This window comes from Pseudomonas sp. BIGb0176, assembly GCF_024810175.1.
GTDB classification, from domain to species: domain Bacteria; phylum Pseudomonadota; class Gammaproteobacteria; order Pseudomonadales; family Pseudomonadaceae; genus Aquipseudomonas; species Aquipseudomonas protegens.
In genome coordinates this window covers 843,413-870,300 of the sequence record NZ_JANUEC010000003.1, presented here as the reverse complement: position 1 = coordinate 870,300, position 26,888 = coordinate 843,413, and the positions used below count along the sequence as shown (strand labels likewise).

Annotated in this window: 23 protein-coding genes; 5 read left to right on the top strand and 18 right to left on the bottom strand. The window is 59.7% G+C overall.

Annotated features, from left to right (window positions below):
• Window positions 1-321: 321 nt before the first annotated feature.
• The 11 genes from M2395_RS31940 to mtnA form a co-directional block, all read right to left on the bottom strand.
• On the bottom strand, window positions 322-657 hold the full coding sequence (locus tag M2395_RS31940) for a Wzz/FepE/Etk N-terminal domain-containing protein (protein WP_077934601.1): 336 nt from the start codon (window positions 655-657) through the stop codon (window positions 322-324).
• A gap of 206 nt (window positions 658-863) precedes the next feature.
• Window positions 864-1,151, bottom strand: coding sequence for an integration host factor subunit beta (ihfB, locus tag M2395_RS22175; RefSeq protein ID WP_015636570.1), 288 nt, complete (start codon window positions 1,149-1,151; stop codon window positions 864-866).
• A 141-nt stretch (window positions 1,152-1,292) separates the two neighbouring features.
• Window positions 1,293-1,574 carry a hypothetical protein gene (locus M2395_RS22170; RefSeq protein WP_015636571.1) on the bottom strand — a complete coding sequence of 94 codons (282 nt, stop codon included), beginning with the start codon at window positions 1,572-1,574 and terminating at the stop codon, window positions 1,293-1,295.
• A gap of 195 nt (window positions 1,575-1,769) precedes the next feature.
• Complete coding sequence (gene rpsA, locus M2395_RS22165; protein WP_007931318.1) at window positions 1,770-3,464, bottom strand: 30S ribosomal protein S1; 1,695 nt, start codon at window positions 3,462-3,464, stop codon at window positions 1,770-1,772.
• Between the two features lie 121 nt (window positions 3,465-3,585).
• Window positions 3,586-4,275 carry a (d)CMP kinase gene (gene cmk, locus M2395_RS22160; protein ID WP_011062580.1) on the bottom strand — a complete coding sequence of 230 codons (690 nt, stop codon included), beginning with the start codon at window positions 4,273-4,275 and terminating at the stop codon, window positions 3,586-3,588.
• Window positions 4,272-6,479 (bottom strand): bifunctional prephenate dehydrogenase/3-phosphoshikimate 1-carboxyvinyltransferase, encoded by a 2,208-nt coding sequence (locus M2395_RS22155; RefSeq protein WP_053153150.1) that lies wholly within the window; start codon window positions 6,477-6,479, stop codon window positions 4,272-4,274. The genes cmk and M2395_RS22155 overlap by 4 nt, the downstream gene beginning before the upstream one ends.
• 28 nt (window positions 6,480-6,507) lie before the next feature.
• The gene (gene hisC, locus M2395_RS22150) at window positions 6,508-7,620 is read right to left on the bottom strand and encodes a histidinol-phosphate transaminase (RefSeq protein ID WP_072450644.1); all 1,113 of its coding nucleotides are present in this window, start codon (window positions 7,618-7,620) and stop codon (window positions 6,508-6,510) included.
• 10 nt (window positions 7,621-7,630) lie between these two features.
• On the bottom strand, window positions 7,631-8,725 hold the full coding sequence (gene pheA, locus M2395_RS22145; RefSeq protein WP_011062583.1) for a prephenate dehydratase: 1,095 nt from the start codon (window positions 8,723-8,725) through the stop codon (window positions 7,631-7,633).
• Window positions 8,725-9,810, bottom strand: a complete 1,086-nt coding sequence (gene serC / locus M2395_RS22140) for a 3-phosphoserine/phosphohydroxythreonine transaminase (RefSeq protein WP_026019999.1) — start codon at window positions 9,808-9,810, stop codon at window positions 8,725-8,727. Before serC ends, pheA begins: the two co-directional genes overlap by 1 nt.
• Before the next feature lie 64 nt (window positions 9,811-9,874).
• Window positions 9,875-12,544, bottom strand: a complete 2,670-nt coding sequence (gyrA, locus tag M2395_RS22135; protein ID WP_011062585.1) for a DNA gyrase subunit A — start codon at window positions 12,542-12,544, stop codon at window positions 9,875-9,877.
• Window positions 12,545-12,898: 354 nt separating this feature from the next.
• Window positions 12,899-13,975, bottom strand: coding sequence for an S-methyl-5-thioribose-1-phosphate isomerase (gene mtnA, locus M2395_RS22130; protein WP_123431300.1), 1,077 nt, complete (start codon window positions 13,973-13,975; stop codon window positions 12,899-12,901).
• A gap of 109 nt (window positions 13,976-14,084) precedes the next feature.
• Between mtnA and M2395_RS22125 the strand changes: the two genes are divergently transcribed.
• From M2395_RS22125 to M2395_RS22105, 5 genes are all read left to right on the top strand, one after another.
• Window positions 14,085-15,416, top strand: coding sequence for a TRZ/ATZ family hydrolase (locus M2395_RS22125; protein WP_077934605.1), 1,332 nt, complete (start codon window positions 14,085-14,087; stop codon window positions 15,414-15,416).
• 62 nt (window positions 15,417-15,478) lie between these two features.
• Window positions 15,479-16,177, top strand: coding sequence for a bifunctional 2-polyprenyl-6-hydroxyphenol methylase/3-demethylubiquinol 3-O-methyltransferase UbiG (gene ubiG, locus M2395_RS22120; RefSeq protein WP_011062588.1), 699 nt, complete (start codon window positions 15,479-15,481; stop codon window positions 16,175-16,177).
• Window positions 16,178-16,180: 3 nt separating this feature from the next.
• Window positions 16,181-16,852: an N-acetylmuramic acid 6-phosphate phosphatase MupP gene (mupP, locus tag M2395_RS22115; protein ID WP_123431301.1), complete on the top strand. Its 672-nt coding sequence runs from the start codon at window positions 16,181-16,183 to the stop codon at window positions 16,850-16,852.
• Between the two features lie 56 nt (window positions 16,853-16,908).
• A complete protein-coding gene (locus M2395_RS22110) occupies window positions 16,909-17,649 on the top strand; it encodes a YciK family oxidoreductase (protein WP_015636577.1) in 741 nt (246 codons plus the stop codon).
• Between the two features lie 370 nt (window positions 17,650-18,019).
• On the top strand, window positions 18,020-18,946 hold the full coding sequence (locus M2395_RS22105) for a GGDEF domain-containing protein (RefSeq protein WP_011062590.1): 927 nt from the start codon (window positions 18,020-18,022) through the stop codon (window positions 18,944-18,946).
• Between the two features lie 96 nt (window positions 18,947-19,042).
• Here the strand turns inward: M2395_RS22105 and M2395_RS22100 are convergent, their stop codons facing one another.
• The 7 genes from M2395_RS22100 to M2395_RS22070 form a co-directional block, all read right to left on the bottom strand.
• Window positions 19,043-19,795, bottom strand: a complete 753-nt coding sequence (locus tag M2395_RS22100; protein ID WP_217438488.1) for a TenA family transcriptional regulator — start codon at window positions 19,793-19,795, stop codon at window positions 19,043-19,045.
• Window positions 19,796-19,872: 77 nt separating this feature from the next.
• Entirely contained in the window at window positions 19,873-22,332 is a 2,460-nt protein-coding gene (locus M2395_RS22095; RefSeq protein ID WP_011062592.1) for an EAL domain-containing protein, read from the bottom strand.
• A gap of 208 nt (window positions 22,333-22,540) precedes the next feature.
• A complete protein-coding gene (locus M2395_RS22090; RefSeq protein WP_169892275.1) occupies window positions 22,541-24,322 on the bottom strand; it encodes an ABC transporter ATP-binding protein in 1,782 nt (593 codons plus the stop codon).
• 31 nt (window positions 24,323-24,353) lie between these two features.
• Complete coding sequence (locus tag M2395_RS22085; protein ID WP_169892285.1) at window positions 24,354-24,956, bottom strand: DsbA family protein; 603 nt, start codon at window positions 24,954-24,956, stop codon at window positions 24,354-24,356.
• 36 nt (window positions 24,957-24,992) lie between these two features.
• Complete coding sequence (locus M2395_RS22080) at window positions 24,993-25,934, bottom strand: rhodanese-related sulfurtransferase (protein ID WP_011062595.1); 942 nt, start codon at window positions 25,932-25,934, stop codon at window positions 24,993-24,995.
• Window positions 25,935-26,036: 102 nt separating this feature from the next.
• On the bottom strand, window positions 26,037-26,336 hold the full coding sequence (locus M2395_RS22075; RefSeq protein ID WP_011062596.1) for a BolA family transcriptional regulator: 300 nt from the start codon (window positions 26,334-26,336) through the stop codon (window positions 26,037-26,039).
• A gap of 12 nt (window positions 26,337-26,348) precedes the next feature.
• On the bottom strand, window positions 26,349-26,864 hold the full coding sequence (locus tag M2395_RS22070; protein ID WP_015636579.1) for a DUF2059 domain-containing protein: 516 nt from the start codon (window positions 26,862-26,864) through the stop codon (window positions 26,349-26,351).
• Window positions 26,865-26,888: the final 24 nt, after the last annotated feature.

Sequence of the window (26,888 nt, the reverse complement as noted above, 5' to 3'; positions counted from 1 at the left end):
CTCCCCTTCAACCTCTCGCCGAATATCAATTTGTTTTGCCTAATAACCAGCTCGCATAGCAGCATCTGCATTTATATTAGACGCAACCTCACTTGCAGTCTTCCTCATAACAAGATCATATGACCCCCCAGCAAAAACACCAAGTCTTCTCCCTCAGGACCTCTAAAAGTCACAAGAACCGGTTTAGGAGTCTCATTATCTTTAGAATCATTTCCTGCAGCTCGCTTTATAAATAGTTCATTAAACGAGATTCTCTCTGAGAACTCCTCATAGCTATTTATGCTTGAGTTAATTTTATATTTTTGCTCACTTTAGACGACCTCAGAATATGCTCCCAGAAAACTCTCTAAGATAGTTATCAGATCGAGCGTTACGAATAAATGTAGAGTAAATTTTAGCGATCGCTTCACGTATAGTATCTTCATCTTTCAGAAAGCTATAACCGATAATCGAAACGTCCCTAACCCCTGGTGGGTACAATAAAATTCGAGCTTCGTAAGCGGGCTTGATAATAAAAGCGAAAACAGTAAAAATAAACGTCACAACTAATATACTGAATAAAAACAGCAACCGTTCAAACCATAAAATCCTTAGCAAGGTGAAGAGCTTTATTCGAATAGGGGAGAAAACCTCAGAATGATCTGTTTCTATAGCCATTTAAAGACTCTGAGCAGCACATTGATAATAACTAGCCATTCCCGGACCAAGATTCACTTATAGATATATAGAATACTCCCCCTTAACCAACATTCAAGCAGAGATAACTTTAATATTTATCTTAGAATTTTAAAATATATATCCGCAACTTCAAAAAACAGAATTCAAAATGAGCGACATATAACTTTAAGTGCAACTTCCATTATTTAAATTTCTTCTTCATTGACACGATCTCTCAACTCTTTACCCGGTTTGAAATGAGGTACAAACTTGCCATCCAGACTGACTGATTGACCAGTTTTTGGATTTCTGCCTACGCGAGGAGCACGATAGTGAAGAGAGAAACTACCAAATCCTCGAATCTCAATTCGATCACCGGTAGCCAGACACTGTGACATCTGTTCAAGCATGGTCTTTATCGCCAACTCGACATCCTTGGATGAGAGCAGCCCTTGATGGGTGACAATTCGTTCGATCAACTCCGACTTCGTCATATTTTTCCCTTCTTTTTCAAGCAGCTAGGTCAGTGCTTCAAAGGTTTTAGCATGCTCTGAGGGTTTTGAACAGCCCATCTACCACACTGATACAAACTCCTTTTTTTGCAGAAGATGCAGTGACAAAAACACAAAGCGGCCCTATCGACACATGACCAACATCGTTCGAGTCAGATAACCCGCCGGATTCCAACCGAAAGGATAATCCCCCTCCTCATCCTTGGCATCACTGGATTTTGTAATGACCTTGTAGCCATTGGCCTTACACTCACGTGCAGCACGCTTGTAGCATTTGTCCCAATCCGACCCCAGCCCCGAACAGTCGATCTCTATGCCACTGACCCCGCGCACCGCGTGGGTCTTTACACTGGTCGTACACCCTGCCAAAAGAAGAATCAAAACCACTACACCCAACCTGCTCATACTCTTCCTTAAGGCAGCTTATGCTGCTTGAATAATGCACCCATTGGGTACCTAGACCCTGACACGGCAGCCAACCCACCTAAGAAAGAGACAACTCATTGCACAGATTGGTTTCCCCAGCACTCCGCTGAGCTTCTCGAATTTCAGGCATAAAAAAGGGCGACCGAAGTCGCCCTTTTTATGGTCTGACAGAACTTAGTTCTGCTTTTCCATTTGTGCACGCAGCAGGTCACCCAGAGTGGTAGGACCAGCAGCGATATCCGAAGCAGCTGGCTTGTCGCGCAGGCTCTGGATAGCTTCTTTCTCGTCTTCAACGTCTTTCGACTTGATCGAGAGCTGGATTACACGGCTCTTACGGTCAACGCTGATGATCTTGGCTTCAACTTCTTCGCCTTCTTTCAGAACGTTACGCGCATCTTCGATGCGGTCACGGCTGATTTCGGAGGCTTTCAGAGTAGCTTCGATATCGTTAGCCAGGGTGATGATGGCGCCTTTGGCGTCAACTTCTTTTACAACACCCTTAACGATTGCGCCTTTGTCGTTCTCTTGGACGTACTCGGAGAACGGATCGCTTTCCAGTTGCTTGATACCCAGGGAGATACGCTCGCGCTCTGGGTCAACCGACAGGATAACGGTGTCCAGCTCGTCGCCCTTCTTGAAACGGCGTACGGCTTCTTCGCCCACTTCGTTCCAGGAGATGTCGGACAGGTGAACCAGACCGTCGATGCCGCCGTCCAGACCAATGAAGATACCGAAATCGGTGATCGACTTGATGGTGCCGGAGATCTTATCGCCCTTGTTGAACTGGCCAGAGAAGTCTTCCCATGGGTTGGACTTGCACTGCTTGATGCCGAGGGAGATACGACGACGCTCTTCGTCGATGTCCAGAACCATAACTTCCACTTCGTCGCCGACTTGTACGACTTTCGAAGGATGGATGTTCTTGTTGGTCCAGTCCATTTCCGAAACGTGTACCAGGCCTTCCACGCCTTCTTCCAGCTCAGCGAAGCAGCCGTAGTCGGTCAGGTTGGTTACACGAGCGGTAACGCGGGTGCTTTCTGGGTAACGAGCCTTGATAGCAACCCATGGATCTTCGCCCAGTTGCTTCAGGCCCAGGGAAACACGATTGCGCTCGCGATCGTACTTCAGAACCTTGACATCGATCTCGTCGCCAACGTTGACGATTTCGGAAGGATGCTTGATACGCTTCCAAGCCATGTCGGTGATGTGCAACAGGCCATCGACGCCACCCAGATCGACGAATGCGCCGTAATCGGTGAGGTTCTTGACGATACCTTTGACTTGCTGACCTTCCTGCAGGGATTCCAGCAGAGCTTCACGCTCAGCGGAGTTCTCGGCTTCGAGGACGCTGCGGCGGGAAACGACAACGTTGTTGCGCTTCTGGTCGAGTTTGATGACTTTAAACTCGAGCTCTTTGCCTTCCAGGTGCGTGGTGTCGCGCACTGGACGGACGTCAACCAGAGAACCTGGCAGGAACGCACGGATGCCGTTAACGTCGACAGTGAAGCCGCCTTTAACCTTACCGTTGATAACGCCCTTGACCACTTCTTCGGCTGCGAAGGCTGCTTCCAGAACGATCCAGCATTCAGCGCGCTTGGCTTTTTCACGGGAGAGCTTGGTTTCACCAAAGCCGTCTTCAACCGAATCCAGAGCAACGTGAACTTCATCACCAACATTGATGGACAGTTCGCCAGCATCGTTGTAGAACTGCTCAAGCGGGATCAGCGCTTCAGACTTCAGACCAGCGTGAACGGTTACCCAACGCGCTTGGTAGTCGATGTCGACGATAACACCGGTGATGATGGAGCCTGCCTGAAGGTTCAGGGTTTTTAGGCTTTCTTCAAAGAGTTCCGCAAAGCTTTCGCTCATTTTAATTCCTGTTGATAAGGGCGAAGAATCCGCCCATCTGCCACATCCCAGACGATGTGGGTTACGTTCATATAAAAGAACGATCGCAGGACTATGACTGGTCCCCTGCAATCCTTCTTGTTCACCCGGCGATATCGCGAATGGCGATTTCACTCAAGATGCGTTGCAACACCTGATCGATGGACAACTCCGTGGAATCCAGCTGTATGGCGTCAGCCGCCGGCTTGAGCGGGGCCACCGCTCGCTGGGTATCGCGCTCATCACGCGCACGGATCTCATCTAGCAGACTCGACAGACTAACACCATCGACCTTTCCCTTCAACTGCAAGTAACGGCGACGAGCACGCTCCTCGGCACTGGCAGTCAGGAAAATCTTCAACGGAGCGTCGGGAAACACCACGGTTCCCATGTCGCGGCCATCGGCAACCAACCCCGGCGGCTCCTGAAAGGCACGCTGACGCTGCAGCAGGGCGTCTCGCACAGCAGGCAACGCCGCAACCTGAGAAGCCCAGGCCCCGACCTGCTCGTTGCGCAGGTCATCCGTCACGTCATCACCCTCAAGAATGATCCGCTGCGGATGGTTCTCAGTAGCTCCGAGAAACTGCACATCCAAGTGAGCCGCCAACAATTTCAGCGACTCTTCATTGGTCAGATCGACGCCATGATTGCGCGCAGCGAACGCCAGCAGCCGGTACAGCGCTCCGGAGTCCAGCAGACACCAGCCCAGATGCTTGGCCAGCTTGCCAGCAATGGTGCCCTTACCCGAACCACTCGGCCCATCGATGGTGATCACCGGCGCCTTGATATTCACGACTGAGCCTCTTGCGTGACACGGATCCCCACCTGCGCGCACAGCGCAAGGAAGTTCGGGAACGAGGTCGCGACGTTGGCGCAGTCATGAATGCGGATCGGCGCGTTGGCGCGCAGCGAGGCAACACTGAACGCCATGGCGATACGGTGGTCACCATGCCCATGAACCTCCCCGCCACCGATCTGGCCACCCTCGATGATGATGCCGTCCGGGGTCGGTTCGCACTTGACCCCCAGGGTCAGCAGGCCATCAGCCATCACCTGGATACGGTCAGACTCCTTGACCCGCAGTTCTTCAGCGCCACGCAGCACCGTGCGCCCTTCGGCGCAAGCGGCCGCGACGAACAACACAGGGAACTCATCGATTGCCAGCGGCACCAACTCTTCGGGAATCTCGATCCCCTTGAGCTTGGCGGCGCGCACATGCAGATCGGCAACCGGCTCGCCACCCACTTCGCGCTGGTTTTCCAGGCGAATGTCAGCGCCCATCAACCGCAGGATATCGATCACACCTGTACGGGTCGGGTTGATCCCCACGTGCTCCAGCACCAGTTCGGAACCTTCGGCAATGGATGCAGCCACCAGGAAGAACGCCGCGGAAGAAATGTCCGCAGGCACTTCAATATGGGTTGCCTTGAGCTTGCCGCCGGATTCGACCGAGGCCGTGGCGCCGTCGACACTCACCGAGTAGCCGAAGCCACGCAGCATGCGCTCGGTATGGTCACGGGTCGGAGCCGGCTCGGTGACCGTGGTTTTCCCTTCGGCATATAAACCTGCCAACAACAGGCAGGACTTAACCTGCGCACTGGCCATCGGCAAGGTGTAGGTCAGCCCCTTGAGCTTGTGACCGCCACGAATCACCATCGGCGGGCGACCCTCGGCAGCCGTCTCAATGACCGCGCCCATTTCCCGCAGCGGGTTCGCCACACGATTCATCGGACGCTTGGACAGGGACGGATCGCCAGTCAACGTGCTGTCGAAGCTTTGTGCAGCCAGCAAGCCTGACAACAGGCGCATCGAGGTACCGGAGTTCCCCAGGTAGATCGGCCCTGGAGCCGGCTTCAAGCCGTGCAAGCCAACACCATGAATGGTCACACGACCATGATGCGGCCCTTCGATGACCACGCCCATGTCGCGGAAAGCCTGCAAGGTTGCCAGAGCATCTTCGCCCTCGAGGAAACCTTCCACTTCAGTGGTGCCCTCAGCCAGCGAGCCAAGCATGATCGAGCGGTGAGAAATCGACTTGTCGCCCGGTACACGAATCCGCCCAGACAGGCGGCCACCAGGATTTGCCAGGAAAATCAGATCGTTGGAGTTCATAGCGTCCACATAGGCCCGGCGGGCCAGGATTTTACCGAAATGCTCGCGGGCAACCCGGGCGCGAGTGAATACGCCCAACAATTGATGCCCGTCCCCTGCATCGACCGCGTCACGCAGAGCGTCGAGGTCGTTGCGAAATGTATCGAGTGTGCGCAGTACCGCCTCGCGATTGGCAAGGAAGATGTCGTGCCACATGACCGGGTCGCTGCCGGCGATTCTCGTGAAATCGCGGAACCCGCCCGCAGCGTAACGGAAGATATCGAGATTTTCACTGCGCTTGGCCAGGGAATCGACCAGACCGAACGCCAGCAGGTGCGGCAAATGGCTGGTCGCCGCCAGGACTTCATCGTGACGCTCGACCTGCATGTGCTCGACATCCGCCCCCAGCTCACGCCAAAGCCTGTCGACCAGGTCCAGCGCCGCGGCATCAGTCTGCTCCAGAGGCGTCAGGATCACCTTGTGTCGACGAAACAGCTGCGCGTTGGAGGCTTCCACACCACTCTGCTCGGAGCCCGCAATGGGGTGCCCCGGGACAAAACGTGCAGGCATGCCGCCAAAAGCTTCTTGTGCAGCGCGCACCACATTGCCTTTGGCGCTACCGACGTCGGTCAGCACCGCCTGGCCCAGATCCATGCCGGCAAGCAGAGCCAGCAGCTTTTCCATGGCCAGGATCGGCACCGCCAGTTGAATCACATCGGCACCCTGGCAAGCCAGGACCAGATCCTCTTCACAGCGATCCACCACCCCCAGTTCGACCGCCAACTGGCGGGACTGCGGATCCAGATCGACACCGACTACCTCACGACACAGGCCACTTTCACGCAAACCCTTGGCAAAGGAACCGCCAATCAACCCCAGGCCGATCACCACCAGGCGACCGATCATAGGCACAGCAGATTGCATTGGAATGACATCAAGCACGGGCCAGAACCTTGGCCAAAGCCTCAAGGAAACGAGTATTTTCCGCCGGCAGGCCGATGGTGATGCGCAAATGATTTGGCATGCCGTAGTTGGCCACCGGACGCACGATCACCCCCTCGCGCAACAACCCCTGGAAGATCGGCGCAGCCTCACGCCCCAGGTCCACGGCAATGAAATTGCCCTTGGAAGGAATCCAGCTCAGGCCCAGATCACGGAACCCCGCCTCCAACTGCTGCATGCCGGCCTCGTTAAGACGACGACTCTCGGCCAGGTAGTCCACATCCTCAAGTGCGGCGCAAGCCGCAGCCAAGGCCAGGCTGTTGACGTTGAAAGGCTGGCGCACGCGGTTCAGCACATCCGCCACCACCGGGGTCGACAGCCCATAACCGACCCGCAGGGCTGCCAGGCCATAGGCCTTGGAGAAGGTTCGCGAAACCAGCAGGTTCGGGTAGGCCGCCAGGAAGTCCAGGCCATCCGGCAGGTCACTGCCTTCGGCGTACTCGATATAGGCCTCGTCCAACACCACCAGCACGTGGGCCGGTACATCCTGCAAAAACTCGTCCAGTTCCTCGGCACCGAACCAGGTACCGGTCGGGTTGTTCGGGTTGGCGATGAACACCACGCGGGTCCGATCATCGATCGCCTTGAGCATGGCTGGCAGGTCATGCCCCCAGCTCTTGGCCGGAACCACGCGAGCCTGGGCTCCGACAGCCTGGGTAACGATGGGGTAGACGGCAAATGCGTGCTCGCTGAACACCGCATTCAAGCCAGGCGCCAGGTAGGCACGAGCCACCAGCTCCAGAATGTCGTTGGAACCGTTGCCCAGGGTCACCTGGTCGATTTCCACACCGCAGCGCTCGGCCAGCAGGGACTTGAGGGCAAAACCGTTGCCATCCGGATAACGGGTCAGCTCGGCAAGCTCGTCACGAATCGCCGCCAGGGCCTTGGGGCTGGCGCCCAGCGGGTTTTCATTGCTCGCCAGCTTGACGATGGTGGCCGGATCGATGTCCAGCTCACGGGCCAGTTCGTCCACGGGCTTGCCCGGAACGTAAGGCGAAAGTTGTTGCACGCCTGGTTGTGCCAGTGCGAGGAAGTCGCCACTCATTGTTAAAGCCTCAGAGAACCGCTTTCGGGTAGGAACCCAGCACCTTGAGTGCTACTGCTTCCTGACTGATCTTTTCCAGCACACCCTTGACCAACGGATCACGGTGGTGGCCGACGAAGTCGATGAAGAACACATAGGTCCATTTGCCACTGCGCGAAGGTCGGGTCTCGATTCGCGTCAGGTCGATGCCATTGTCGTGGAATGGCACCAACAGCTCGTGCAAGGCACCGGGCTTGTTGCTCATGGACACGATGATCGAGGTCTTGTCGTCGCCGGTCGGCGGCACTTCCTGATTACCGATCATCAAAAAGCGCGTGGAGTTGTCCGGACGATCCTCGATTTTCTCTGCCAGGCGCGTCAGGCCATACAGGCCTGCCGCCATGTCGCCGGCGATCGCCGCCGAATTCCACTCGCCCTTGACCCGCTTGGCCGCCTCGGCGTTGCTGGACACCGCCACGCGCTCGACATTCGGGTAATGGGCGTCCAGCCACTTGCGGCACTGGGCCAGGGACTGGGCATGGGAATAAATGCGACTGATGCTGTCGGTCTTGGTGTTCTCACCCACCAGCAGATGATGGTGAATGCGCAGTTCGACTTCACCGCAGATCACCATGTCGTGCTCGAGGAAGCTGTCGAGAGTGTGGTTCACCGCACCCTCGGTGGAGTTTTCCACCGGCACCACGCCGAAGTTCACGGCGCCGGCCGCCACTTCACGGAACACCTCATCGATCGCTGCCATCGGCTTGCTGATCACCGCATGACCGAAGTGCTTCATGGCCGCGGCTTGGGTGAAGGTACCTTCAGGACCGAGGTAGGCCACTTTCAATGGCTGCTCCAGGGCCAGGCACGAGGACATGATTTCGCGGAACAAACGCGCCATCTCTTCATTGCCCAGCGGCCCCTGGTTACGCTCCATCACCCGCTTGAGCACCTGGGCTTCACGCTCGGGACGATAGAACACCGGCACTTCGCCCTCGGCGAGGGAGCCCATCTTGACCCGCGCCACTTCCTGGGCACAGCGCGCGCGCTCACTGATCAGCTCCAGGACCTTCTCGTCCAGGGCGTCAATACGCAGGCGCAGAGCCTTGAGTTCTTGCTCAGACATCAGCCGTGTTCCTTCTCGAACTCCGCCATGTAGGCCACCAGCGCATTGACTGCGTTGATGTCCACGGCGTTGTAGATGGAAGCGCGCATGCCACCCACCGAGCGGTGGCCCTTGAGGTTCAACAGGCCGCGAGCCTCGGCGCCCACCAGGAACGGTTTGTCCAGGCGATCGTCGGCCAGACGGAACGGTACGTTCATCCAGGAGCGGTCGGTCTTGTTGATCGGGTTGCTGTACAGGCCGCTGGCGTCGATGAAATCGTACAGGGTGCGCTGCTTGGCCTCATTGAGCTTGGCGATGGCTTCAACCCCGCCCTGCTCCTTGAGCCATTCGAACACCAGGCCGGACAGATACCAGGCCAGGGTCGGCGGCGTGTTGTACATCGAGCCGTTGTCCGCCGCGACCTTGTAGTCGAGCATGGTCGGGCACAGCGAACGGGCACGCCCCAGCAGGTCTTCGCGAATGATGTTCACCAGGATGCCGCTGGGGCCGATATTCTTCTGCGCGCCAGCGTAGATCATGCCGAAACGGGAGATATCCACAGGGCGCGAGAGGATGTCGGACGACATGTCGGCCACCAGGGGAACGTCGCCGGTTTCCGGGATCCAGTTGAATTCCAGGCCGCCAATGGTTTCGTTCGGCGCGTAGTGCACGTAGGCCGCATCTGGCGACAGCTGCCATTCGTTCTGGCCGGGAATTGCGAAATAGTCGTAAGGCTTGGCAGTGGCCGCCACATTCACCTGCCCGTAGCGGGAGGCTTCTTCAATGGCTTTCTGCGACCAGATACCGGTGTCGACATAGTCGGCCTTGCCACCCTCGGGCAGCAGGTTCAGTGGGATCTGGGCAAATTGCTGGCTGGCGCCGCCTTGCAGAAACAGCACTTTATAGTTCGAGGGGATATTCAGCAGATCACGCAGATCCTGCTCGGCCTTGGTGGCAATGGAAACGAACTCATCGCTGCGATGGCTCATTTCCATGACCGACAGGCCCTTGCCATGCCAATCCAGCAATTCGGCCTGGGCACGCAACAGGACAGCTTCAGGTAGCGCAGCGGGACCTGCGCAGAAGTTATAGGCTCGTTTGCTCACATCCACTCTCGCTATGCATTCACGGTAGCGGACAGAGCAAACACTCTGCCCTGCTACGATTTATTTAGTCTTGCGACTCTTCTTCGCCTGCGGCGTCTGCCTGTTGGCCTTCGGCTGCCTCATCGGTATCGGCAACCGCATCCAGCACGGCTCCCTCGAATTCAGCACCCTCTTCACCTTCGAACTCTTCGCCCTCGATTTCCGATGGCTCCTGCACCCGCTCCAGGCCCACCAGGGTTTCATCGCTGGCCAGCTTGATCAGGGTCACGCCTTGAGTGTTACGGCCCAGGCTCGACACTTCGTCGACACGAGTACGCACCAGGGTGCCCTGATCGGAAATCAGCATGATCTCCTCACCATCCAGCACCTGCACCGCGCCAACCAGGCGACCGTTACGCTCGTTGCTGACCATGGCGATAACGCCCTGGCCGCCACGCTTGTACTCGGGGAACTCGCCAATGGCGGTACGCTTGCCGAAACCACGCTCGGAGGCGGTGAGGATCTGGCTGCCTTCTTCCGGAATCAGCATGGAAATCAGCTTCTGGCCTTCCGCCAGGCGCATGCCGCGCACACCGCGAGCGGTACGGCCCATGGCGCGCACGTCGGACTCCTTGAAGCGAGTGACCTTGCCTCCGTCGGAGAACAGCATGACTTCACGCTCGCCATCGGTGATGGCGGCACTGATCAGCACGTCGCCTTCGTCCAGCTCCAGGGCGATCAGGCCCACGCTGCGCTGGCGGCTGAAGGACTCCAGCGGGGTCTTCTTCACGGTGCCGTTGGCGGTCGCCATGAAGATGTAGTGACCTTCGGTGTACTCCTCTACCGGCAGCATGGTGGTGATGTATTCACCCTCATCCAGCGGTAGCAGGTTGACCAGCGGACGACCGCGTGCCGCACGGGATGCTTCAGGAATTTCATAAGTCTTCAGCCAGTACACCTTGCCCTTGCTGGAGAACAGCAGCAGCGTGGTGTGGCTGTTGGCAACCAGCAGGTGAGCGATGTAGTCCTCATCCTTGACGCCTGTGGCCGACTTGCCTTTACCGCCACGACGCTGGGCCTGGTAGGCAGCCAGCGGCTGGGTCTTGGCGTAGCCGCCGTGGGAAATGGTCACCACACGCTCTTCTTCCGGGATCATGTCACCCAGGGTCAGGTCGAGGCGGGCATCGAGAATCTCGGTGCGGCGCACGTCGCCGTATTCGGCGCGGATCACTTCCAGCTCTTCGCGGATCACTTCCATCAGGCGCGTGGCGCTATTGAGGATGCGGATCAGCTCGCCGATCTGGTTGAGGATCTCCTGGTACTCGGCCAGCAGCTTTTCGTGCTCCAGGCCAGTCAGGCGGTGCAGGCGCAACTCCAGAATGGCTTGTGCCTGTTCCGGGGACAGGAAGTACTTGCCGTCGCGCAGACCGTATTGCGGATCAAGGTTTTCCGGACGGCAGGAATCCGCACCGGCACGCTCGACCATGGTCATGACCGCGCTGGACTCCCAAGGGGTGCTGATCAGCGCTTCCTTGGCTTCCGACGGGGTCGGCGAGGCCTTGATCAGGGCGATCACCGGATCGATGTTGGACAGGGCAACGGCCTGGCCTTCAAGGATGTGGCCACGCTCACGAGCCTTGCGCAGCTCGAACACGGTACGCCGGGTAACGACTTCACGACGGTGACGAACGAAGGCTTCCAGCAGATCCTTGAGATTGAGGATCCGCGGACGGCCGTCGATCAGCGCCACGATGTTGATGCCGAACACTGCTTGCAGCTGGGTCTGGGCGTAGAGGTTATTGAGGATCACCTCAGGCACTTCGCCACGACGCAGCTCGATCACGACGCGCATACCGTCCTTGTCGGACTCATCGCGCAGTTCAGTGATGCCTTCGAGTTTCTTCTCTTTCACCAGCTCGGCGATCTTCTCGATCAACCGCGCCTTGTTCAGTTGGTAAGGCAGCTCGGTGATGACGATCTGTTGGCGGCCGCCAACCTTGTCGATGTCTTCGATGATCGAGCGGGCACGCATATAAATGCGGCCACGGCCGGTGCGATAGGCCTCGATGATGCCTTCGCGACCGTTGATGATCGCCGCGGTCGGGAAATCCGGGCCGGGGATGTACTGCATCAGCTCGTCGACAGTCAGCTCGGGATTGTCGATCAGCGCCAGGCAACCATCGATGACTTCACCGAGGTTGTGCGGCGGAATGTTGGTCGCCATGCCCACGGCGATACCGCTGGAACCGTTGACCAGCAGGTTGGGGATCTTGGTCGGCATGACCGCCGGGATCATCTCGGTACCGTCGTAGTTCGGCACCCAGTCCACGGTTTCCTTGTGCAGGTCGGCCAGCAGCTCGTGCGCCAGCTTGGTCATGCGAACTTCGGTGTATCGCATGGCCGCCGCGTTGTCGCCGTCGACCGAACCGAAGTTACCCTGGCCGTCTACCAGCAGGTAGCGCAGGGAGAATGGCTGGGCCATACGAACGATGGTGTCGTACACCGCGGTATCACCGTGCGGGTGATACTTACCGATCACGTCACCGACAACACGGGCAGATTTCTTGTACGGCTTGTTCCAGTCGTTACCGAGCTCGCTCATCGCGTACAGCACACGCCGGTGCACGGGCTTCAAGCCATCGCGCGCATCAGGCAGTGCCCGCCCGACGATTACGCTCATCGCGTAGTCGAGGTAGGACTGTTTCAGCTCGTCTTCGATATTGACCGGGAGGATTTCTTTGGCCAGTTCGCCCATGAGAAGCCTGATTCCTTTTTCTGGTGAAACTTCGTCACATCCATATGGGACGAACGAAGCTCGCCGCTGCAGGCCTAGTGCCATGCACCGACTTACGACAAATCAACAAGTTATGCCATGGATTTGCGCAGTGAAGGCAGCCGCGTCGGACCACCTTGGAAACCGCCGGATGTTATCACAATCGCCGCCACGCACCTATCCCCCTGACGCGCATGGAGCATAGTTAGTTGACCGGTGACAGCCTGATAAGAGACGAGAGGGGCTCAGAGGCCAAATTCGCACATAATTAAGCGCTTTTTACTGAGCTGACAGCTTTCCCGGGAAGCTGGCACCAACGACTTGCCCGGACACTCGTCAGTGCAAGCGCTTGCGGCACATCAATTGCGCCATCTTGGCCGTGTCCGGCCGCTCGACAACGCCCTTCTCGGTGACGATGGCATCGATCAGGTCCGCTGGCGTGACATCGAACAACGGATTGAAGCCCTCTACCCCCTCCCCCATGCGCTTGCCCGCGATCTCCAGCAACTCCTCGCCCGCCCGCTCTGCCAAGGGAATGTCATCACCGCTGGCAAGGCTCATGTCGATGCTCGAACTGGGCGCCACCACCATGAAGCGAACACCGTGGTGCATGGCATTGACCGCCAGCTGGTAAGTGCCAACCTGGTTCGCTACATCGCCATTGGCAGTGATACGGTCCGCCCCCACCACGACCCAGGTCACGCCCTTGGTCTTCATGATGTGCGCGGCGGCTGCATCGACATTTACCGTTACCGGAATGCCTTCGCTGGCCAGCTCCCAGGCCGTCAGGCGCGAACCCTGCAGCCAGGGCCGGGTTTCATCGGCGTAGACCCGCTCCACCATACCTTCCAGCCAGGCCGCGCGAATCACCCCCAGGGCCGTGCCGAAGCCACCGGTGGCCAGGGCGCCGGTATTGCTGTGAGTCAACAGGGCCTGGGGGTTGCCCTGATGCCGCCGGATCAGGTCCACACCCAGCTGAGCCATGGTCAGGTTGGCTTCGCGATCGCTCTCATGAATGGCCAGGGCTTCAGCTTCCAGCGCTGCCAACGGATCAGCATGTTCCCTGACCCGCTCCAGGCGCTCGCGCATGCGATTGAGCGCCCAGGACAGATTCACCGCCGCAGGAGCGGCATCCGCCAGCAAGGTGAAATCCTCTTCCAGCGCCGTAAACCAGTCGCCACCTGCGACAGATCGTCCACGTGCTGCCAGAACCAGGCCGTAGGCAGCACTGATGCCAATGGCCGGCGCCCCACAGACCACCATCGAGCGAATCGCCTCGGCCACTCCAGCGGCGCTGTCATAGGCAATCCAGGACTCCTCGAAAGGCAAGGCCCGCTGATCGAGCAGGTACAGAGTGCTATCCCGCCATTCAATGGCCCTGACTTTCTCCGCAGCCAACAGACGATCGCGCATCCCTCACCCCGCACTCATGAACAAAAGCCGCCGATTATAGCGATCCCCCTGCCAGGACGCTCGGGTATACTTCGCCATCCTTTTATATAAAGCCCTGGACCGATATTCGATGCCGAACCGCGACATTGCGCTCGACCTGCTGCTGCTCCCGACCTGGCTGGTGCCGGTGGAGCCGGCCGGCGTCGTCCTCAGGGAACACGGCCTGGGCATCCGCGACGGGCACATCGTGTTCATCGGCCCACGCGCCGAGGCCTTGAAGTATCGCGCCACGGAAATCCGCGAACTGCCCGACACGCTGCTCACCCCGGGCCTGATCAACGCCCACGGGCACGCCGCCATGACCCTGCTTCGCGGCCTGGCCGATGACCTGCCGCTGATGACCTGGCTGGAAAAGCACATCTGGCCCGCCGAAGCCAAGTGGGTGGATGAAGCCTTCGTCCGCGACGGTACCGACCTGGCCATCGCCGAGCAGATCAAGGGTGGGATCACCTGTTTCTCGGACATGTACTTCTTCCCGAAGGTTGCCAGTGAGCGGGTGCACAACAGCGGCATGCGAGCACAGGTCGCCATCCCCATTCTCGACTTCCCGATTCCCGGTGCCCAGAATGCCGACGAAGCCATCCGCCAGGGCGTAGAGCTGCTGGGCGATCTCAAGCATCATCCGCGGATCAACATCACCTTCGGCCCTCATGCACCCTACACCGTTGGCGACGAGAACCTGGAAAAAATCCGGATCATTGCCGAAGAACTCGACGCTGCGATCCACATGCATGTACATGAGACCGCCCATGAGGTGCAGCAATCCGTGGAACAGCACGGTGAGCGACCGCTGGCGCGCCTGGCTCGCCTGGGCCTGCTGGGACCACGCTTCCAGGCCGTTCATATGACCCAAATCAGCGATGACGACCTGGCTTTACTGGTAGAAACCAACACCAGCGTCATTCACTGCCCGGAATCCAACCTGAAACTGGCCAGCGGCTTCTGCCCTGTAGAACGCCTGTGGCAGGCCGGAGTCAACGTGGCGGTAGGCACCGATGGCGCCGCCAGCAACAACGACCTGGACCTGCTGGGGGAAACCCGTACCGCCGCGCTGCTGGCCAAGGCCGTGGCCGGGTCGGCTACCGCCCTGGATGCCCATCGCGCACTGCGCATGGCTACCCTCAACGGCGCCAGGGCCATGGGCCTGGAAAGCCAAGTGGGCTCCCTGGAAATCGGCAAGGCCGCAGACCTGACAGCCTTCGACCTGTCCGGCCTGGCCCAGCAGCCGATCTACGACCCGGTGTCGCAACTGATCTACGCCACCGGCCGAGACTGCGTGAAACATGTATGGGTCGCCGGCAAGCAACTGCTGGATGACCGACGCCTGACCCGCCTGGACGAGCATCAGCTGGGCGCTACCGCCCGCGACTGGGCCCGGCGCATCAGCGGCCACCACCCATAACCCGGGCCTTGAGCACAGGCTCGAGGCCCGACAGAGAATTTTCTAGCTTTGGAGCACTACCCATGAGCAACGTCGACCACGCTGAAATCGCCAAATTCGAAGCCCTGGCCCATCGCTGGTGGGACCGTGAAAGCGAGTTCAAGCCCCTGCACGACATCAACCCCCTGCGGGTAAACTGGATCGACGAACGGGTCGGCCTGGCGGGCAAGAAAGTCCTCGACGTCGGCTGCGGCGGCGGCATCCTCAGCGAAGCCATGGCCCAGCGCGGCGCTACCGTGACCGGCATCGACATGGGCGAGGCCCCGCTGGCCGTGGCGCAATTGCACCAGCTGGAATCCGGCGTCAACGTCGAGTACCGGCAGATCACTGCCGAGGCCCTGGCCGAGGAAATGCCCGAGCAATTCGACGTGGTCACCTGCCTGGAAATGCTCGAGCACGTGCCGGACCCTTCGTCGGTGATTCGCGCCTGCTTCCGCATGGTCAAGCCCGGTGGCCAGGTGTTCTTCTCCACCATCAACCGCAACCCCAAGGCCTACCTGTTCGCCATCATCGGCGCTGAATACATCATGAAGCTGCTGCCGCGCGGCACCCACGACTTCAAGAAGTTCATCCGCCCATCCGAGCTCGGTGCCTGGAGCCGCTCTGCCGGCCTGACCGTCAAGGACATCATCGGCCTGACCTACAACCCGCTGACCAAGCACTACAAGCTGGCCCCGGACGTGGACGTCAACTACATGATCCAGACCCTGCGAGAGGAGTAAGACATGGCTATCAGAGCCGTTCTCTTCGACATGGATGGCACCCTGCTCGATACCGCTCCGGACTTCATCGCGGTGTGCCAGGGCATGCGCCGTGATCGCGGCCTGCCGCCCATCGCCGACCAGCACATTCGCGACGAAATCTCCGGCGGCGCCCGCGCCATGGTGGCGGTGACCTTCTCCATGGACCCCGAATCCCCGGGCTTCGAGGAACTGCGCCTGGAGTTTCTCGAGCGCTACCTCAAGCATTGCGCCGTGCACAGCAAGCTCTTCGACGGCATGGCCGAGCTGCTGGCAGATATCGAAAAGGCCCACCTGGTCTGGGGCGTGGTCACCAACAAGCCGCTGCGCTTCGCCGAGCCGATCATGCAGCAACTGGGGCTGGCCGAGCGCTCGGCACTGCTGATCTGCCCTGACCACGTGAAGAACAGCAAGCCCGACCCCGAACCGCTGATCCTGGCGTGCAAGATGCTCGACCTGGCCCCGTCCAGCGTGCTGTTTGTCGGCGACGACCTGCGCGATATCGAATCCGGCCGCGATGCGGGCACCAGGACCGCTGCGGTGACCTATGGCTATATCCATCCGGACGACAACCCACGGCACTGGGGCGCCGACGTGGTGGTCAGTCACCCGCTGGAACTGCGCCAGGTTCTGGACAACGCGCTGTGCGGCTGCTGAGCAGCGGCATGCCCGGCTAAGCGCCGGGGACGATCCAATTTCTGTTGAGGCCTTTTATGTTTGATTATTCCGCTCGCCCAGAACTGCTCAAGGACCGGGTCATTCTGGTCACCGGCGCCGGTCGTGGCATCGGCGCCGCCGCCGCCAAGACCTTTGCCGCTCATGGCGCCACCGTGCTGCTGCTGGGCAAGACCGAAGCCAACCTGACCGAGGTCTACGACGCCATCGAGGCAGCCGGCCATCCGCAGCCGGCGGTAATCCCGTTCAACCTGGAAACCGCCCTGCCGCACCAGTACGACGAACTGGCGGCCATGATCGAAACCGAGTTCGGCCACCTCGACGGCCTGTTGCACAACGCCTCGATCATCGGCCCGCGCACGCCTCTGGAGCAGCTCTCCGGGGAGAACTTCATGCGTGTAATGCAGGTCAACGTCAATGCCATGTTCATGCTTACCAGCACCCTGCTGCCCCTGCTCAAGCTGTCCCAGGATGCTTCGGTGGTCTTCACCTCCAGCAGCGTTGGCCGCAAGGGCCGGGCTTACTGGGGCGCCTACGGCGTGTCGAAATTCGCCACCGAAGGCTTGATGCAGACCCTGGCCGACGAGCTGGATACCGTGGCCCCGGTGCGGGCCAACAGCATCAACCCAGGCGCCACTCGCACCAGCATGCGGGCCCAGGCCTACCCGGGAGAAAACCCCAGCAACAATCCGACCCCGGAAGAAATCATGCCGGTCTATCTGTACCTGATGGGGCCGGACAGCACCGGGATCAATGGTCAAGCCTTCGACGCGCAGTAATACCCCCTCCCGTTCGTCGCGACGGAATACCGTCGCGACGCCTCGGCAATGCCTACCCCGCGTAGGTTTCAAGCCAAACAAATGTCATTTTTGACGACAGCCTTTTTACGCCGAAACCCAAGCTGCTGAATCCAAACAAGTTTTCCCAATATGAACCGAATGGCACGAGTTTCGCTCTAACGACACTCAATACACAGTGCATTGACGCTGTGGAAAACGGCTTGCGCTGAGGGCTTTATAGCCACAGGCGAGACGGCCTAAAATATGCGCGTTGTCCTACGGGACTGATGGAACAGTATGACGCGCAGCTCTGAGCCGCTCTCACCCAGGCAGTTAGACCGTACACAGTGCTCAGGGGGCTCAAGCTCAGATGAAAACACCGACCCAGACCAACGCAATTGACTTCGATAGCGCCAAATTGCAACGCCTGGGCTTTGGCCAGCAGTCGCCACTGATCAAGCAGCCCATCAGCCTCGCCCAGTTGCGCCAGCAACTGGGCCTGCAGCTGCAGACCAGCCTTGAACCGCAACGCATCCTGGGCCTGTTCTTTCGTGAGGTTCAGCGCCTGGTCCCCCTGGATGCCCTGCAGTACCAGCACACTCCGAGCGACCTGCGCCTGGAGTTCGGCCAGCGCGGCCATCACTCCATCAGCTACAGCCTGAGCCACGAAGGCGAACCGATGGGCGAGCTGGTCTTTCGCCGCAACCAGCGCTTCAGCGAATCAGAACAGGGCTCCCTGGAATCGCTGCTCTCGACCCTGCTGTACCCGATGCGCAATGCCCTGCTGTATCGCGCCGCCACTCGCAGTGCCCTGCGGGATCCGCTGACTGATACCGGCAATCGCATCGCCATGGACCAGACCCTGCAACGGGAAATCGAAATGGCCCGTCGTCACCTGCTTCCACTGTCGCTGCTGATGCTGGACATCGATCACTTCAAGCGCATCAACGACAACCACGGCCACAGCGCCGGCGATCAAGTTCTCAAGGCCGTTGCCGCGGCAATCAAGGGGCAATTGCGCAATGTCGACATGGTGTTTCGCTTTGGCGGGGAAGAGTTCTTGATCCTGCTGTCCAACACCGGGCGCGAAGCCGCGGCGATGGTGGGCGAGCGTCTGCGCCATGCCGCCCAGGCCCAGGACTACCGGGCCGATGGTCAGCCGATCGAACTTACCGTAAGCCTGGGGTGTTCGACTCTGCTACCGGGAGAATCCGCAGAAAGCCTGTTGCGACGCGCCGACAGCGCGCTGTACGTGGCCAAGCGCGAAGGGCGCAACCGCCTGGCAATGGCGGGCTGAGCACAAGGTAGCGCCCTGCCCCGTTGATGCACGGGCAACTTCATCACCCCATACGCCCAGCGTGCGCGGCAATCGAAGCGCCCGACATTCCCTGACTCAGCCTTCGGCCAGTGCCAGGCGCTCGCGGGTCACCGCAGTCTTTTCCTGCTGCATGCAGCGTTCCAGGAACAGGTACATATAGTCATAGCTCTTGCAGATGGCCTGACGCAGCTCGGCCTGCAGGGCCTTGGTCGGGTTCAGCCCTGCCAGGGTGACGATGATTTCCAGCGCTTCCCAGGGATGGGCGTCGTCGTACTGGGCATGCATCTTCAGCCACTTCATGGCACGTTTGCGATCCTCTTCCGGGAACGCCGCGGCATAGATGCCGTTGGAACACACCAGCGCCGACCACTCGCCCGTGGCCCCTTCAATGGCGTAGTTAGTGGCGGCAATGGCCACGATCAGGGAATCGGCAGAACTGGTATGCCAGCACCAATGGCTCAAGGCATGCAGCTCTGGCGGTACTTGCTGGGCCTGCAGGTCTTCCAGGCTCACGCCATGGGCCCGGCTCCAGTGCACCCAGTAATCGGCATGATTGAGCTCGACCCGGATATTGCGCATCAGCCAGCGACGCGCCATGTCTTCGCCGGGATGGCGGGCAAAACGGGTCTTGGTCAGGTTTTGCGCCATGTACAGGGCGAACTGTTCAACCACCGGCCAGCCGCCAATCAGATACTGACGCATGACTTTGGCACTGAGTTTGTTATCGCGCATACGCTGGTACAGCTCATGCTCCACGACGCGGCGCTTGCTCTCGCTGCAGTCCTGGATCAATTGCTGGGTCCAGGCGGGGTAACTGGCAGCTTCCATGAGCGGGCCGGTTCGGCTGAATGTGTCGATCACTGTCGGGCTCCTTTTGATTGTGATGTACGGATCCAAAAGAGGTTTCAACGGAACGTACCGGGCGCCTTGAACAACAGTGGCTGTGGTCTCACGGGTCGACACTGCAGGCTGTCACAGGTGAACAATTGCGGGCGTTCAATAATGTAGCCTTGAGCATAATCCACGCCGATCTCAAGCAATGCCTGCTCGATCTGCGGCGTTTCAACAAACTCGGCAATCGTGCGCTTACCCATGACATGCCCGATGTGGTTGATCACTTCGACCATGGCGCGGTTAATCGGGTCGTCCAGCATATCCTTTACGAAACTTCCATCGATCTTGAGGAAGTCTACAGGCAAATGTTTGAGATAAGCGAACGACGACATTCCCGCACAAAAATCATCCAGGGAAAAATGGCAGCCTAAGCCCTTGAGTTCATTTATGAAACGAATGGCACTGCCCAAATTGGCAATCGCACTGGTTTCAGTAATTTCAAAACAGATCAACTTTGGCGGTACGCCATAGACGACAAACTGCTCGCGCAAGAAGTCGAGAAACGCATCATCACCGATGGTGATACCCGACAGGTTGATGGCGCACATTGCCATTGGCCCTTCCCGGCCTTCGGCAATGCATTGGGCAATGATCTTGAATACGTTCTGTACCACCCAACGGTCCAGAGAGGTCATCAGGCCGTAGCGCTCCGCCGCCGGAATGAAGCTGTCCGGCAGAATCATCCGACCCGCCTCGTCATGCAGGCGCAACAGAATCTCCACATGCCCGCCGCCACGCTCGACATGCCCCAGGGCGGTGATCTCCTGCGAATAGAGGCAGAAGCGGTTTTCCTCCAGCGCCATGTGCAGACGCTGGACCCAGGCCATCTCGCCAAAGCGCAGCGACAGCTCGGAATCGTCGGCATGGTAGACCTGCACCCGGTTACGCCCCTTTTCCTTGGCCATGTAGCAGGCCATGTCCGCCGCTCTCAGCGAGGCTTCGAGGGTGGTCGGGGTCTGGGCGATGTGCACCAGGCCGATACTCACGGTGGTCACGAAGGGCCGGCCTTTCCAGACGAAATGCAGATTCTGCACGGTCTGGCGCAGCCCCTCGGCAATCTTCTCCGCGGCCTCGGGCGAGCAATTCTCCAGGAGGATGCCGAACTCGTCCCCACCCAGCCGTGCCAGGGTGTCGCCTTCGCGCAGGCCCGACTGCAGCAGCGCGCAGATATGCCGCAGCAGCTCGTCCCCGGCAGCATGGCCACAGGTGTCATTGACCAGCTTGAACTGATCCAGATCGAGGAACATCAGCGCATGCCGTGCCGGCTGGCGAATCAGGCTGTGCAGGGCCTGCTCCAGGCGGAACTCGAACTCCCGCCGATTGGCCAGCCCGGTCAGGGCGTCATGGGTCGCCTGCCAGGAGAGGTTGGCGATGTATTGCCGCTCCTGGGTCATGTCGTGCAGCACCAGCACCGTGCCGCTGACCTTGCCGGCATTGCGGATCGGCGCCCCCACCAGGGTCACCGAGACCGTGCTGCCATCCAGACGCTGGATCAGTTTGGAATGCTCGCTGCCGCCGCTGAGCTGACCGCTGAGGATGTGTTCGATAAGGGTAAAACCGTCAGCCTGGGCATTTTCATCCAGCAGGTTGAACAAGGCTGCCAGGGGCAACCCCACTGCCTGCTCGGCCTTCCAGCGAGTCAGGTCCTCTGCCGCCGGGTTCATGTAGGCGATGGCACCTTCGACGTCGGTGGTGATCACCCCGTCGCCGATGGACTGCAGGGTGATCTGCGCCCGCTCCTTTTCCAGTTGCAGGGCGTCGGCAAAGGCATGGCGCTGGGCCAGCAGCTTGTGCGTGCGCAGCAGGGCCAGGGCAATCAGCACCAGCGCGGTTGCCAGATTGGTCACCAGCAACAGCCGCAAGATCACCCGCGAACCCTCGCCCAAGGCATCGCTGAAGGCCTTGGCAGCGGGAGTGACGCCATCATTGATGGCGAAAATCTGACTCTTCCAGCGCTGCACGTCGCCTTCGCTGGCGCTGTTGCTGCCGATCCTCTGGTGCATCTCCCGGGCCACGGTGTCCAGTTGCAACAGGTATCCGTCCCCCACGGTCCACAGATCGATGGCCTTTTCCAGGTAGCTGAAATGACGGAAGTTGAGGTACAGCCAGATCAGGCTGGAGACATCGTCCGGGTGATTGCCGCCCTTGAGGATGCCCAGGCGTGCGGCCTCCAGATCCGGTGGCTGGTGATCCAGGGCAACCCGCAACTCATGCCCGCCCTGGGGCACGGCAATTGCGTTCTGGTACTTGAGGAAAGTGCCTTCGTCGCGGCTGTCGGCATACAGATTGAGGTAGTAGATGGCGTCTTTCTGGCCTTTGGACCACAGGCTTTCACCAGCCACATAGCCCCGTACCGCCGACAGTACGTACAGGCTGAGGCCGCCCAACAGCGCTTGAAATAACACCACGGCGATGAAGGGCCAGACGATGCCCAACAAGCGCGGCGTTGCGAAAGTCCGCTTTTGCTTCATGAGGGTCCTTGCTTGCGCACAGCCAAATGAACACCCAGTAGTTGCGCCTCAGACAGCACAGGTTAGGCCAATTTCCACAGAACCGGCGCAGGGCAGACCGCCGTTGACGCAGGCTGGCTGGAGAAACGGGCCGCCGCACTAAAGTCGAAACGGTTGTTCCACCAGGAAATTCAAGCACTAAGCACAGAAAGACGGATAAAACTCAAGGCTATCGAACCTGCTGCAAATGCCCGTACAGCTTGGCGTAAAGGCCGCCATCGGCAATCAGCTGCTGATGGTCGCCATCTTCGGCAATCTGCCCGCCATCGAACACCAAAACCCGGTCCGCCTGTTTTACCGCTGACAAGCGATGGGCAATGATCAGCGTAGTCCGCCCACGCAGAAAACGCGTCAAGGCCTGATGCAGGTTGTACTCGGTGGCAGCATCCAGGGCGGAAGTGGCCTCATCGAGGATCACCACCTTGGGCTCGGCCAGAACCATCCGCGCAATCGCCAGGCGCTGACGCTGGCCCCCGGACAAACGCACGCCGGAACGCCCCACCACGCTGTCCAGCCCCTGCGGCAAGGCCCTGACGGTAGCGTCCAACTGGGCAATTTCCAGGGCCTGCCAGCAGGCTTCGTCACTGCGCTCGCGCCCCATGGCCAGGTTGGCGCGGATGGTGTCGTTGAACAGCGCGGGATGCTGCAACACCACCGCCACGTTCTCCCGCACCGTCTCCAGGCCGATTTCCTGCTGGGTCGAACCACCAAAGCGGATCACCCCGGTCTGCGGTGTGTACAGCCCCAGCAGCAACTGCACCAGGGTGCTCTTGCCGCCACCGCTGGCACCGACAATGGCTACCTTTTCACCGGGAGCGATGGACAGGTCCATATTGTCCAGCACCCGCTCGTCACCGTAGCCGAAGCTTAAGCCGCGGACCTCGATGCCGACGGTCTCGCGCCCCACGAACGGGTCCGCACCCGGGCCGTACTGCGGTTCGTCGGCCCGCGCCAGCAGCTCGTTGATCCGGGTCAGTGCGCCGCCCGCGGCGTAGTAGGCGTATTGCAGGTTCAGCAACTGTTCCACCGGCCCGATCATGAACCACAGGTAACTGAATACCGCCAGCATCTGGCCGATGGACAGGTCGGAGAACAACACGGTCAGCATCGCCGCCGCACGGAAGATATCGATGCCGAACTGGAACAGCAGCCCGCTGGCGCGGCCCGAGGCATCGCTTTTCCATTGCGAGGCCACAGCGTAGTCCCGCACTTCCTCGGCACGCCGCCCCAGGCGCCCGAGAAAGTAGCCCTGGCGATTGCTCGCGCGAATTTCCTGGATAGCCTCCAGGGTCTCGGTCAGGGCCTGGGTAAAGCGCGAAGTGCTGTCGTTTTCCAGCTTCTTCAGGTGCTTGACCCGCTTGCCCAACTGCACCGTGGCGAAGATCACCAGCGGGTTGAACAGCAGGATCAGCAAGGCCAGTTTCCAGTGCATCCACATCAGGATGCCCGCCGTGCCCACCAGGGTCAGCATGGCCACCAGGAAGCGGCTGAGGGTCTCACCGACGAACTTGTCCACAGTGTCCAGGTCGGTGACCAGGTGAGTGGTGACCGTACCGCCCCCCAGGCTTTCGTATTCCCCCAGGGAAATGCGCTTGAGCCGCTCGATCAGCCGCACGCGGATGCGGTAGACGATGTCCTTGGCCAGCCCGGCAAACAGCCGCGCCTGAATCACGTTGAACACCAGCGCCGAGCAGCGCAGGATCAGCGTCACCATGAGCATCAGGCCGATATAGCCAGCGGCACTCTGCCATCCCTGGGGCAGGAAGCGGTTCATCACCTGCAGAGCGGCATCGCCGTGCCCCAACAGCACCTCATCCACCAGCAAGGGCAGCAGCAGCGGGATCGGCACACTGCACAGGGTCGCCAGCACGGCGACGCCGTTGGCGATCCACAGAGATTTCTTGTGCTCAAGAGCCAGGCGACGGATATGCGCCCAGCTCAGGCGATCGATCGGCTTACCGCTGACGCTTGAATCCACCGGTTCAGGCACAGGCGGCGCGCTCCAGCCAGCGCCCCAACAGAGGGGACAGCTCGCTCAGCGGCTGATAGCCGTTGGTCAGCAATGCCAACTGGCCATTACGCTCGGCCAGCAAGGTAGGAAAGCCGGCGATTCCCAGGTCCTGGACCCAGGTGAAGTCCGCCGCGGTAGCCACATGCTGCTCGGCCCGGTCGAAGGCCTCGGCGAATTCGATGCGCGGCACCCCTGCCCGCTCCGCCAGCTCCACCAGCACACTGGCCAGGGTGACATCCCGGCCTTCGACATAGAACGCCTGCTGGATCAGCCCCAGCAGGGTCCAGGCGCAGTCCGCCGCCAGGCCACGTGCGGTGACGATGGCGCGACAGGCCGGTTCGGTGTCATAGACAAAGCCATCGGGCAAGGCGCCCTCGAAGCCGAACGGTTGGCCGGTGGCCTGGTGCACCGCCTGCCAGTGCTCGAGGATGTAGCGCCGGGTATTGGGTTCCAGGGCCGCACCGCTACCGGTACGCAAGCCCCCCACCACCAGGTGCACCTCGACCCCGGCGGCCCGGGCCTGCTCCGCCAGGGCCTGGGCCACGGGCGCAAAGCCCCAGCACCATGAACACATCGGGTCCATCACATAGAGCAGGCGGGCAGACATGGCTCAAGCCTCGGAAGAAGATTGCTTGTAGTTGTAACCAATCGGGTGCGGCATGTTGCGAGCCTTGGCCAATTCGATCTGCTTCTGCCGGTCGATGGCACTGCGGCGGGTCTTCTCGCTCAGCTTGTCCCAGCAGTGCGGGCAGCTGATACCAGGCACATAGTGCTCGGATGCACGATCCTCGACGCTCACTGGAGTACGGCAGGCATGACATTGATCGTAGTCGCCTTCGCTCAGGTCGTGGCGCACGGTGACCCGGTTATCGAACACGAAGCAGTCGCCCTGCCATTTGCTCTCTTGCTGCGGTACCTCTTCGAGGTACTTGAGGATCCCGCCCTTGAGGTGGAACACCTCGTCGAAGCCTTCGCTGAGCATGTAGCTCGAGGCCTTCTCGCAACGGATGCCGCCGGTGCAGAACATCGCCACCTTCTTGTGCTTGCTCGGGTCGAAGTGGGCTTTGATGTAGTCCGGGAATTCGCGGAAGCTGGTGGTCTTGGGGTCGATGGCGCCTTCGAAGGTGCCAATGGACACTTCATAGTCGTTGCGGGTATCGATCAGCAGCACTTCCGGATCGCTGATCAGGGCGTTCCAGTCCTGTGGCTCGACGTAGGTCCCGACCTTCTTGTTGGGATCGACGCCGGGCACGCCCAGGGTAACGATCTCTTTCTTGAGCTTGACCTTGGTGCGGTAGAACGGCTGCTCGTCGCAGTAGGATTCCTTGTGATCGATATCCACCATGCGCGGGTCGTTCTTCAGCCAGGCCAGCAGCCCGTCGATGCCTTCGCGGCTGCCGGAAACCGTGCCGTTGATGCCTTCTTCGGCAATCAGCAAGGTGCCCTTGATGCCGTTGTCGAGCATTGCCTGCAACAGGGGCTCACGCAGGTTGACGTAATCTTCGAGGGTGACGAACTTGTACAGTGCCGCCACGACAATAGGTTGTGCCATGGGTAATCTCCAGGTGGCTACCCTCGTAAAGGGTGAACCGGATGCAAAAAAAAACGCGCCGGCATAAGCGGCGCGTTGCGGATTCTAACAAAAAAACCGCGGTTAATGCTGACTGCCACCGGCACAGGTCGGCGAAGCCGGAGCCACACCGATCTTCGACCATTCCTCAGGCGTATAAGTGTGCAGCGCCAACGCATGGAACTGGCCCATCAGCTCACCCAGGGTGGCGTAGACCTTCTGATGGCGCTTGACGCTGTTGAGGCCGGCGAACTGCTCGCTGACCAGTACCGCCTTGAAGTGGGTTTCCAGGCCACGGCTGTGCATGTGGCTTTCATCCAGCACTTGCAGGTGCTCGGGCTGCAATGCCCCGAGCGCCGCTTCGATACGTTGTTGCATGGTCATTGCGGGCTCCGCTTACTTCTTCTTCGCCGGGGCAGCCTTGGGCTCGAGCTCGGCGGTCATGTCGGCCAGCAGCTTGTTCACCACCGGTACCGCGCTTTCCAGCTTGGCCTGGGTCATCTGCGCCGATTGCTGGGTCAGCTGGGGCATTTTTTCCAGGACTTTCTTGCCCAGTGGCGACTGATAGAAAGCCACCAGTTCCTTGAGCTCCGATTCGCTGAAATTGCTGGTGTAGAGCTTGACCATGTCCGGCTTCAGCTTGTTCCAGCCAATGGCCTGGTCCAGGGCGGCATTGGCCTTGGCCTGGTAGGTTTCCAGCAGGGCACGCTTGGATTCCGGGGCTTTGGTCTGCTCGAAGCGCTGGGCGAACATTTGCTGAACTTGCATGTACACCGGGGTACCGAGCTTGTCCGCATGGGCCAGGGTCAGGAAGGCCTCGGCACTGGCGTTGTGGCTGGCGGTATCGGCAAGAACCTGGCCGCTGGCACACACCAGAACAACCGCGGTACAGATGGCACGAAAACGGGTCATCGAGTTTCCTTTATCTAGCAGGCG